We start from the raw sequence: 11513 nt of genomic DNA, 5'->3' as shown, positions 1-11513 counted from the left end.
AAAAATTCACATGACAGCAAGTTAAGCCTTTTTTGTTGGAGTCGTTTTATAACCCGATCGACTGTGCGCCACGGCTCGCGCAGTCTAATCGTGTATTGATGCTTTTCTAGCCTAAATAGTCATTAAAACTCATTTTCTACACTAAAACCGAAACTATTTCCTTAGACAGCCTAAAATTCCCCGCTCTGTCTCCGCTCGCGCACTTTTTTTCAATTACATTCACATATAAAGAACTAGGCAAAGCGGCTTTTTCGTTTGCCATGAATTTTTTATATAAAAATTCCCAAGTTTTGTAGCGAATTAACATTACTACATATGACGCAAAATAAAATGAGGATAAAAAATGATTTTCGCAAGACAAACTATTGATGGCCATTTACAACAAGTAAACGGAACTTTCTATGTTGACTCTAGAATTAACGCAGAAATAAAGCCAATTGTAGAAGTATTTGACATTCTTTTTTCAGGATTAAGATTAAGCTATTTGATTGGCATAAGCTTTAATGAGAAGAAAGAACCTCTGATTGAACTTTTAATCACCGCGGAGACTGCTGATGGTAACTTCCCTATTGAATCAGAAATGGAGGCAATAGAAGAACGCTGCGCTAGTATTATTAAAAAGTGCGAACAACTTCAGGAGATTAAAAATAATGGTGACCTTAATGCTTTGGAAAAGTTCAAAGGAGCGATAGGAAATATTCAGCAGTTCGAGCAAATTGAGAAATTGCGACAAAAGAGAAGTAAACCCGGTTTTCTAGGCGCCGTTCTGCAACGCTTCAACCTGAATATTAGCGCTCTTAACAGAGCTGCCAATGAAATAAATGTGAGTACTGAAGTGATAATTGAAACTCAAGTTCACATCATTAACTTAAAAGGCTTAAGACTTGAATTTAAGCAAGAAAAGAAAAGATATTTAATCTCGTTCGATCGAGATGCACATGAAAATATCATGTCATGCCTAACCAAAAGTCCATCTGTCATTATACAATTTATCGCAACTCAGATAACAGATAGCCTTATTCGAGGAGAGATAGTTGACATATACTGCCCAGAGGGAACACACAGTCAACAAACCGAAATTGTTTATGAAGACTAAATAAGGTCTGGTTCGTCCAATTTGTATTACTGCAACATTGAATCTGGTAACGCTAAGATATGCTTAATAACAGGTAGTGGTCCGTTCGATGTTCAATAGCGTCCGTCAAATAAATGCTAGCTGTGGTATTTTGAAAGCAGTCGTTAACGTTTAATGATAAGAACAACTGTGATGGTTCCATTAAAATTCTATTTGTAAGCCTTACGCTAATGATTTTGAATAAATATCCACACTAAAGCGATCATCCTAAAGTATTAAAAATCGGTTGTTGTGTCTAATTATGTGTTTATATACACATTAAGTTTTCATTGAATTCGCTGCGATAAATGTAAATCTATACAATTCAAGCTGCGTACAAAAATAAAGAGCAACTTGTACATAGAAACACATATGCTTAAATAACGGACAAAATATCCCAATCAAATCAAATAGAGCAAGAATTGGCCATAGCTCTGGTTAGTCTGTCACTTGGCTTTGATGAAAAGCTATAAAATTAACATGTGAAATCAATTAACTTTAAACACTAACGCGGCAAAGATCTTAGTACTCGAACTTAAGTGCTTTCGGCATTAGGCTTAATTTAAAAATCAGGTTGCAACAACACTCTGTTTTTATGAGTAATTTAATGAGTCGAGGCACCATGAAATCGATCGCAATAAGCAAAAACAGTTCAATTGTTCAGGACTTCATAGAGCGTGAACAAGCAAAGAAAATGATCGCCATGTACAACTCTGTATTCGCTATGCAGTTAATACTTGGTACTGCTTTTGTGATCGCTGCTTATGACTTATTTGAAACTTTACATATAGCTGCGTGGTTTTTGTTACATGTGCTACTCCTACTTTTACGCAAATGGCTAATAAATTGGCATTTACAAAATTCTGATACTGAAATTTTATCCAAAAAAGTAGAACGTGGTTCACTCTTTTTAGTTGCCTGTAGCTCTTTGTTATGGGGCAGTACTGCGTTTGCACTTGATTTTGTTCATTACCCACAAGAGTCCGTTTTTATTCTAGCGATCAACCTAGGTATAGGCGTTGGAGCGACTGTATTAGGCGCTGTTTGGTATCGATATTTTTATTATTACTTAATTCCATTTATGACACTTTTTGTAATTGCATTCATCGCTGGAGTCCCTCAAACGTCATACCTCTTAGTCTTTGTTTACATTGCTTTTGCACTCTTTGCTTTGCGAACGGTAAACATCAGTTACCGTAACACAATCGAACATTTATCTTTGATTAAAGAGAATGAAATTTTAGTACAGACAACTAACCAGTTTATTGCTGCGGCTAGTCATGATTTAAGACAACCATCTCAGGCTTTAAGCCTTCTGATATCTGCTTTGGAAGAAAGTCACGAGGAGGTAAATCGGGAAAAATTAATAGGTCATCTCAAAAAGAGTTCTTCTACACTAAATGACCTTCTCAATAACATCTTAGATGTATCCAAATTAAACAGCGAAACATTTAAACCTGAGCTGAGTACGACTAACTTACAAGAAATCTTTAGGGTATTGAATATCACCTTCCAACCTAAAGCCGAAGCTAAGAATGTTAGCTTATATATAGATGGTAGTGAATGCTGGGTTCAAACAGACTCAGTCATGATAGAACGACTACTATTTAACTTAGTCGATAACGCAATTCGGTATACTGATATAGGTTTTGTTGAAGTGAGAAGTGAAACTGTGAATGAAAATCAGGTCAAAGTCATAGTGTCAGATTCAGGTATTGGCATTGCAAAAGATGAGCAAACCTATATTTTTGAACCTTTTTATCAAATTCATAATAACGAAAGGAATAGCAATAAAGGGTTTGGTTTAGGGTTATCTATCGTGAATCGGATTTCACAGAAGTTAGATATTGATCTTCATTTCGAATCCACTGAAGGCCAGGGCACAAGCTTTAGCATCACACTGTGCCAAAGTGACAAACCCATCCTGAGTCAAGATATAGGTCAAGCCAAAGAGACTTGGAGCTTATCAAACAAAAATATACTTATCATAGAAGACAATGAAACGGTATTAGAAGGTCTAATATTTCAAGTGAGTGCTTGGGGTATGAATGCCATTTCGGCCACCAATATTCAAGAAGCCTTTGACAAGACAATCAATCACCGCGCGCCAGACATCCTTTTATCCGATTACAGACTGCAAGATGGTGAAAATGGTATGGATGTCATTGATAAACTGAGAAAGAAGATGAATATACCAGATGTCCCCGCTATTATTTTGAGTGGAGATACCGCCCCAGATATCATTGATGAAGTTTCAAACAGGGGATTCATGATACTACATAAACCAACCAAGCCAGCACACCTACGCAGTGTCATTCAGCGCTGTATACTAGCCCCATAGTTATTTCTTTAATATACCCATAATTTCTGCTTTTCGAAGACAGTCAACGCGATTTTTTGCATCAAGTATCTTATAAATCTTTTGTAAATGAGATTTAACTGTTACTTCACTTATGAATAGCACGCTTGCAATTTCACTATTTGATAAGCCGGCATATAACATTTTAACGATCTCCAATTGACGGCTACTGAGAACTGTTTCGGTGTTCTCATCGGCAAACTTTGACATCTCATTTAACCGACGTCGAACTCGTTCTGGGAGAACGACTTCACCCTTTAATGCAAGCCTGAGGCAGGAAGCAATTTCTATCGCCGATATAGACTTTGGAATAACACCGAGCGCTCCCATCGTCAAAGCTGTTTGGAAAAGTTGAATATCTTCAGATGCCGACATAACGATCACTGGCGTTATTAACCCTCTGTTTGCCATGCCATGCATAAAGGAAATACCATCAATTTCAGGCATTGACAAATCCAGAACAAGCAAATCCGTTTGAGGGTTACTTTTTAAGTGACTGAATGCTTTTTGAGGGCAGGTAAAAGGGTGAACGCGAAACTCTTCAGAAAACTGCTTTAAGCTCTCAGATAGGCCACAACTGAAAATCGGATGATCATCAAGACTTACTATTTCAATCATAGTGTATAGTAATTAACAAAATTAAGTGAAGCAATATTCACACAAAGTAGAGTACTTCGCATTGTTTTTGCTACTAAAGTATGAATTTTAGTCGCCCCATGCCACTTTCGCTATAGCCTTGATACTCTGATGTATCAATAAGGAAAACACTATGCGTAAAACCACGTTATTACTCACTCTTGGCTTAGGATTAAGTGCTCACTCTATCGATGCGGAAGCTCAGTTTTTTGACAAATTGAAAGAAAAAGCTGAAAAAGCAGCGAAAGCCTTGGATGGTGCGGAAAGTGCGCAAAAAAAGGCAGGTGAAGCATCAGGTGCAGCTAAAGGTTCACCTAGTCTTGAAGGAGGCCCAAGTGATGATTTAGTTAAGTTCACTAATTGCGCTGGTTTGGAGTTAGAAAATGTGACAATTGGAAAATTGGGAGATTACGAATTCCAACAGGGCTTTAGCAAGGAAAAGCGCACAGGATTCATTGATAGACAACCGTCCAGTATATCAAAAGGTTGCATTCTTCCGTCGATCCACTCTCGTCAAGTAATTTATATGGAAGTAGATTCAGCAAAGTATAAAGCAATGGGCAGTTCAAATGACTGGGAAATGCAATGCGTGAGATCTGACAATCCATCAGCCGGCGCATTAGATGAGGCAAAGTCAGAATATCCCTATAAGGTCGATTTTTTGTCACCTAAGCACATGATGTTGCATTGTGGACACAACGTGGATAATGCAGACTCCTGTGCAGAAGGTAGTAATAGTGATAGAAGTGCAGCATGGGATAAAGACCTTAAGTCTAGAGGTAAAACAATGTTAAGTGTGCATGGCAATACGAGCACCCTAGCGCCACCGAACGGAGAGAAACTTTACTGTCAATATTACAACAAAGCTTCTGGTAACAGCTTATTCGCGTTTGAATACCTAAGAACACGAAATTAAGGGCACAGGCTCAAACCTGTAATTTTTTGGGGCAATTAAGGCTAAAGAAATTTAGCCTTCCAATTGCATTTAAAAATTATCACTCAAATCACGCTTGTCTGACATTAGGGAAGAGCAATGCGAAAGAGCATCTTTTTATTTGTTTCGTTAGTAAGTTTCAGCGCATTTTCATATGACAAACATGAAGAGACGTTCCAGCATTTATTCGGCTTAGCCGGTCAATGGCAAGGTAAATATCCTGATGGCCAAACGGTAGACGTTGACTATAAATCGATATCTGGAGGCTATGCGTTACTTGAGTTTTGGACTATGTCTGCTAACCGAACATCCATTACGGTCTATACAATTGACGAGGGTAAATTAAATCTGACCCATTATTGTCCTCAAGGTAATCAAGTCAGACTTGTTCTGAACGATAAAGAATGGTCGCAGGGGAATTACAAATTTGATTTTGTTCATGCCTCTAATAATGACAATATCGATAGATCACACCTATTTAATACACATCTTTCATTTATTTCCGAGCAGAAATTCTCTCGTAGTGAAGACTATAAATTAAATCGTAAAGTTGACGAATTTGATTTCGGACAGAAAGTTATTTTTACAAAAATCAACTTAAAGCATGAACTACAACAAAACCTCTGAACTTCTCTGGGAGTTATAACAGGTTTGAATGACTTTAATAGGAACTAAGATGGACTTTGCTCAAAAAAACACTCACTCAATTTCATTAACGCGATACGTACATCAAGAGCCTGTAGCAGTCGCCTTTTATAAGAAATTCAAACTGGCCTTTGAAGTCTATTCGAGTAAGTCCCCTAGAACATTGAACCCTAAAATTAACCTTTAAAACACGTAGACTGTAATGAAGTATTTGATCGGTATAGGCATAGAAAAATGCGGTACAAGCTCAATTTTTTCAATGCTGAACAACTCTCCCCTATTTAATACCTCTATTAAGAAAGAGACTTTCTTTTTCAATAAGAATTATTCTGAGAACATAGAGCATTATTTGAAGCTCTTTAAACAGGACCCTCGTAAGTTTAAGGGTTACAGCGTAGACATCACCCCGAGCTACTTTCGGAACAAAAAAGCTTTAACAAGAATACGAGACTTAAACTCAGAAAAAAAATGTCTAATCATGTTAAGAGACCCGATAGAAAGAGCCTACTCCCATTACGTACATGATGTGGTCAACCATTTTTCTACTGGACAAAAAAGTCAAAATTTTTCGACGTTTAAACCGACATCATTTGAACAATTAATATGGCAAAGGCCAGACTATTATTTACCGAAATATTCGGATCTTGTAACCACTGCGCTCGATATATTTGGACGCGAGCATGTACACATCATCAAACTAGACGAGTTAATGCAGTTCCCAGGGCATACGCTTGGAAAATTTTTCCATTTTCTAGGATTTGAGAATATTCCAATACACGATGTCAAATTACCTCATACAAATGAACGGAAAGTGATACCTCAAATTGTAGCGCATTGGAAAAGAGCTAATGGGCTATACAGTATCGTCCAGCAAGTATCCGATAAAGAAACTCAATTATATGACGATATATCATTTGAACAACTAAACAATGCACTGAGACAGCAAGAGCAATACACATTGTCAGTAGAGCCATTAGTGATTGAAAAAATTCAGCAATATTACCTTGATGACTTAGCTAACTTAAATAAACTAACTGGACTCAGATTTGAAAGCAATATTCATAATTATGCTCTTGCTTCTTCATTCTGCTCTCCAGATTACAAATCAATAGTTGAGGCATCTAAGTATTTACATACGAATAAAAGTCATTCTGACCGCGCAGCAATTTCGATAGGATTAACTGTAAAGAAGGTTACACTGAAGACATCCAACCTTGTCAACTTTCTTAAAGCTCCTGACAGACTTGGTAGGCTTAGACGTAATCGAAAGAGAAATCTAAAAAGTCAAACACTCCGAAACACTGTTGACTATTCTGCTCAGGGTCAGTGGCCCAAATCCCCTGAACTCCAACCTTGGTTCGACCAACCAAACGCCAGAGACATTATTGCGGAAAGAAACATATCCGAGCAAGATAAAGCTCTTCTTTACCAATGGGTTGAAGAAGGCTTTATTATCGCAGATATTCTTGATAGTGAAACATGTGACAATCTAAAAAAAGTGATTGAATATGATGTGTGGCGAGGAGAAAAACGCTTTCCAAACTTAGAAATTATAGGTTTACGTCAGCAGCATGAAGAAAAAGCAAGAAAACTGACTCAGATTGAATTGCTCTCGTTACCTGAAAGAGAAAGGCAATGGATGCAATTTAACAATAATTGGCGCATACACGGCATGGACGAATATTCAGAACACTTTGAAAAAGTGACAGAAAATGCCAATGTAATTCGTATAGCTTCTTTGTTATTCGGGTGCCCTGCTGAAACAGGTTTTACTCTGAGCTTTGGTGTTGGAAGTCAACAATCATTACATCAAGATTATGCACAGTTTCATATTTACCCCAGAAATTACTTGATAGGATGCTGGATAGCATTAGAAGACATCCACCCCAATAGCGGACCACTTGAATTTTATCCGAGAACACACAAGCTCGGGTATTGGGCAGAACATGATAAGAATTATCCACAAATTAATTTACGAACCTCTACTCATGAAAAAAATGCACAGTATTTTTCTTGGCTAAAAGCCGAAGCCAACAAAATTTCCCAAAGAGAAGAGTTAATTATCAAAAAAGGGCAAGCGTTGTTTTGGCATGCGTGCCTAGCGCATGGCGGTAGCATTCGAAAAGATATGAGGCTTAGCCGCCACAGTGTAGTATTACACCTTACTCCAAAAGGAATGGATGTAGATAAAAGATTTATTGTTGAAACTAAAATTCGCAGCTAATGACTGTTCTAAATGTAGGATTTGCACTAATCTTCAATTAGTTGGTCAAGTTGCCTGATTTAAATTCCATTATTGTGAAGCACAATCGAGATGTGCTCAATTAAAGGTGAAATTGTTCCGAAAATTTTTTAATAAATTATCGCTTACCCGCTTTATATTTAATCCTAGTTCAACATTAATATTAATAGCCGTCGGTGAAGCAAAAAACCCTTTCCTACTTTAGTATTAAAAATGCCAATTTAGTCGTTTCACTATGTAAGACTTACAAAGTACTCAACATTACTTTGATATGATAATCCATGATAGAAATTGTAAGCCTTGATGATCACCCTTTAATTAGTGACGGCTTAAAGGAAAGTCTCCAACTCATTTCTAATGACTTTCTAGTCCACTCTTTCTCATGCCCAAAAGAAACAATGCAACACCTGGCATTAAATATCAAAACAGATCTTTTGGTTCTAGATATATCAATGCCAGAGATTGATGGCATATCCTTTATGCAGGGTATGATAAACAGAAATCTAATTGTACCCACAGTCATTATGTCGGCTAGCGAGGATATCCAACTTCTAAGGATTGCGCTTTCCAAAGGTGCGCTAGGAATAATTCCTAAGTCTATAACATCAAAGGAAGTAGCCAACTGCATTCGCCTTGCACTTTTAGGTGAGGTGGTACTTCCAGAAAAATTAAAATCAAGAATGCTACAGGTGACAAAGTTTGCTGAAGAAAATACAGGTACCATTCTAAGTGATCGACAACTGGAAATTTTGAAAATGGTTCAGGCGGGCTTAAGCAATAATGGAATAGGTTCAGTGCTTTACATTAGCGAATTAACAGTGAAATCGCATTTACAGACCATTTTCAAGATCTTAGGAGCTAAAAACCGCGTTGAATGCGTTAGGAAAGCTGAAAACCTTGGGATACTGATGAAATAGTAACTAGCTTAGTTAAGGTTTTAACAATAATCGTTGAATAGCGCTCCTTAAGTGCGCCGGTTTTATTGGTTTATACAACAAAGCACTTCCGCTTACTATTTCCTCGATATTATCCTCGTTTGTATCTCCACTCAGTATGATTAAAGGGACAGATTGATCAGCAAAATAATCTCTTAGTCGTTTAGTTGTTGACCTTTCCCCGAGATTAATACCAATCTCTCGATGAGAATTTTTATATTATGCTGCCTGTTTTGCATACTCAACAGGCGGCAAATAATTCAGTGAACTATGCGGTCGAACATGGTTGTAGTGCTCACGCCACAGGTCAATTTCATACTTCGCTTCATCAAGCGTTCTGAACCAGTGTTGGTTTAGGCATTCGTTTCTGAATTTGCCATTGAGACTTTCCACAAACGCATTTTGAGTAGGTTTACCTGGTTGAATAAATCCTAGTTCTACACCTGATTCTTTGCTCCAGAAGAACATGGCCTTGCTGGTGAACTCTGTGCCATTGTCGCAAATTACTTTCTTGGGCTTTCCTCGGTGCTCAATCATTTGGCTCAGGAAACGAGAAACCTGTCGACCACTGATAGAGACTGACACAAACTGTCCCACCATCTCTCGAGAGTAATCATCAACGACATTGAGCACTCTAAATCGTCTTCCGTTGCTTAGTTGATCGGATACAAAATCCATCGACCAACGCTCATTCGGTGCGGTTGGAACCTCCATTGGCTGCCTAGGTCGCGTCAGTTTCTTGCGCTTCTTGGTTCTGACTTGCAACGCTTCCTCGATATATAACCGATAGGTGCGTTTACGATTGACGACTAGACCTTCTCCTTTGAGCAGGCCATGTAACATCAGATAGCCATAACGTGGGTATTGAGCTGCAAGCTCCTTGAGTCTCGTTCTGACAATTGAATCGCCCTTGTCCTTACGTTGGTAACGAAACGCTGTCCTGCTCACGCCAGCTAGCCTGCATGCAACTCGCTCACTCAATTTGAATGTCTCCATCAGGTGGCGAGCAACAGGCTTTCTTGCTGCTGGCTTTACCACTTTTTTGACAGTACATCCTTCATGGCTTCGACTTCCAATAACTTGTCAGCCAGTAACTTCTTGAGCTTGTTGTTCTCAGCCTCTAGCTCCTTTAGTCGCTTAGCCTCGTTGACTTCAAGTCCCGCATATTTACTTCGCCAGTTGTAGAACGTGCCAGTAGATATCCCCATATCTCGGCAAATATCATCGACCTTGGCTCCAGCCTCATGCTGCTTGATGGCTTTTATAATTTGTTCTTCGCTGTAACGCTTTTTCATTTTGAGATCTCCATTGTCTCCAGTTTATTGGAAATCTCATCAAAGTCATGGTGTTAAATTTGGGGGAGAGGTCATTGTCTCTGATCCAGATTCTCCGCAGCTTAACCTAAAGTCTGACAAGATCAGGTCGATTTGAGTACCTGAATTAAAAAGTGACTTAACATTTTCAAACCCAGTCCCAATTAATACCTTCATCCCCCATAAAGACAATAGAAACTTCAGCCCTTCTAATACATTTTCGTCCTCTTCGATTATTAAAACAGTCTTATCTTTCAAATTACCTGAGAATTCATCTATAAGAGAATTTTCAGAAGATGGGGGCTTTTCGTATAGTTTGAGCGTAATAGTAAAAAGACTTCCTACACTTTGCTCCGAATCTAGTGTCAGGTTTAAATTCAATAATTCTGAGATTCGCCGAACTATAGAGAGCCCTAGGCCAACACCTCCATTATTAGATTTGCTTACTTGGTAAAAAGGCTCAAAGATATGTGCTTTTTCACTAGGACAAATACCTTTTCCGGAATCCTTTATAGATATTTGTAAAAACTGTTTATTGGCTTCGACTAGGGCAACAAGAATTTCTACTGAGCCCGATTCGGTAAATTTGATTGCATTATCAAGTAAGTTCGATAGCAAACGTTGGAGCAAAACGTGATCAGATGTAACCCAATACGAAATATCAGGCACAACTAATGAAATCTTCTTTTGGTTAGCTTTCTGTGAAAATGTACTTTCCAACGATTTAAATATGGCTGATAAATTGACTGGGTTGAAATGAATCTTGACCGACCCATTTTTGAGATTTGAAATATCAAGTATATCGCTCAAAATGTCATTAAGCGATAAGGAACATTTCTTGATAAGTTCCAATAATTTAACGCGATCTAACTCTTCTTTACTTTCTTCTAACGCTGAAATTAACAGACTCAGAGCCTGTGTGGGTTGTCTAAGGTCATGACTAGCAGATGCAATGAATCGATTATGTTCTTGGTACAGGTTTTGCTCGTATACGTATCTATGAGTTAAATTCTTATAGACCCATAAATGTCCAACATATGTCTCACCATCAAATATAGGGATATAATCGCGCTCCAGAAACGTGCCGTTGGTGAGTTCAAAATATTCGTTTTTCTTAATGACTTTATTACGTAGGTGGTGATTTACACTTTTTACAAATCCCTCGGGGTCTTTGAATAATACTTTATAGTGCTCCGCAGAATCGGAGCAATCAGCCCCTAGCAGAGATTCTGGAGGAGCTGGAACATTGAACAAATCACAGAACGCCTGGTTGGTAATGATGATTTTTCTGTGCTCATCCTCCACCAACACCGCGTCATTGAGGTTTTTAATCAG

General features: G+C 38.1%; 9 protein-coding genes. 6 read left to right on the top strand and 3 right to left on the bottom strand.

What is annotated here, in order from left to right; all coding sequences use genetic code 11:
- Positions 1 to 343 precede the first annotated feature (343 nt).
- Together CSH93_RS00045 and CSH93_RS00040 are read left to right on the top strand one after the other, a co-directional pair.
- Positions 344 to 1096 (top strand): hypothetical protein, encoded by a 753-nt coding sequence (locus CSH93_RS00045; protein ID WP_100640612.1) that lies wholly within the window; start codon positions 344 to 346, stop codon positions 1094 to 1096.
- A 640-nt stretch (positions 1097 to 1736) separates the two neighbouring features.
- A complete protein-coding gene (locus CSH93_RS00040; RefSeq protein ID WP_164078253.1) occupies positions 1737 to 3455 on the top strand; it encodes an ATP-binding response regulator in 1719 nt (572 codons plus the stop codon).
- On the opposite strand, the gene CSH93_RS00035 is transcribed toward CSH93_RS00040, so the two are convergent.
- Positions 3456 to 4091, bottom strand: a complete 636-nt coding sequence (locus CSH93_RS00035) for a response regulator transcription factor (protein ID WP_100640608.1) — start codon at positions 4089 to 4091, stop codon at positions 3456 to 3458. It abuts the gene before it with no gap.
- A 151-nt stretch (positions 4092 to 4242) separates the two neighbouring features.
- Between CSH93_RS00035 and CSH93_RS00030 the strand changes: the two genes are divergently transcribed.
- The 4 genes from CSH93_RS00030 to CSH93_RS00015 all read left to right on the top strand — a co-directional run bounded on the left by CSH93_RS00030 (position 4243) and on the right by CSH93_RS00015 (position 8847).
- Entirely contained in the window at positions 4243 to 5025 is a 783-nt protein-coding gene (locus CSH93_RS00030) for a hypothetical protein (protein ID WP_100640606.1), read from the top strand.
- A gap of 117 nt (positions 5026 to 5142) precedes the next feature.
- The gene (locus tag CSH93_RS00025) at positions 5143 to 5670 is read left to right on the top strand and encodes a hypothetical protein (protein WP_100640604.1); all 528 of its coding nucleotides are present in this window, start codon (positions 5143 to 5145) and stop codon (positions 5668 to 5670) included.
- 220 nt (positions 5671 to 5890) lie between these two features.
- Entirely contained in the window at positions 5891 to 7912 is a 2022-nt protein-coding gene (locus CSH93_RS00020; protein WP_100640601.1) for a phytanoyl-CoA dioxygenase family protein, read from the top strand.
- A 299-nt stretch (positions 7913 to 8211) separates the two neighbouring features.
- The gene (locus tag CSH93_RS00015; protein WP_100640599.1) at positions 8212 to 8847 is read left to right on the top strand and encodes a response regulator; all 636 of its coding nucleotides are present in this window, start codon (positions 8212 to 8214) and stop codon (positions 8845 to 8847) included.
- A gap of 237 nt (positions 8848 to 9084) precedes the next feature.
- Here CSH93_RS00015 and CSH93_RS00010 read toward each other — a convergent pair.
- A protein-coding gene (locus CSH93_RS00010) for an IS3 family transposase (RefSeq protein WP_164078252.1) occupies positions 9085 to 10160 on the bottom strand; the annotation gives its coding sequence in 2 pieces (ribosomal slippage) (positions 9085 to 9911 and positions 9911 to 10160; 1077 coding nt in all).
- Between the two features lie 45 nt (positions 10161 to 10205).
- Positions 10206 to 11513, bottom strand: a 1308-nt coding sequence (locus CSH93_RS00005) for an ATP-binding protein (protein WP_124748913.1), incomplete at its 5' end; no start/stop codon positions are given.

Origin of the sequence: Neoalteromonas facilis (genome assembly GCF_002807665.1) — a bacterium.
Lineage (GTDB): Bacteria > Pseudomonadota > Gammaproteobacteria > Enterobacterales > Alteromonadaceae > Alteromonas_E > Alteromonas_E facilis.
The sequence above is the reverse complement of the archived record's forward strand: the minus strand, read 5'-3'. Positions and strand labels throughout refer to the sequence as shown.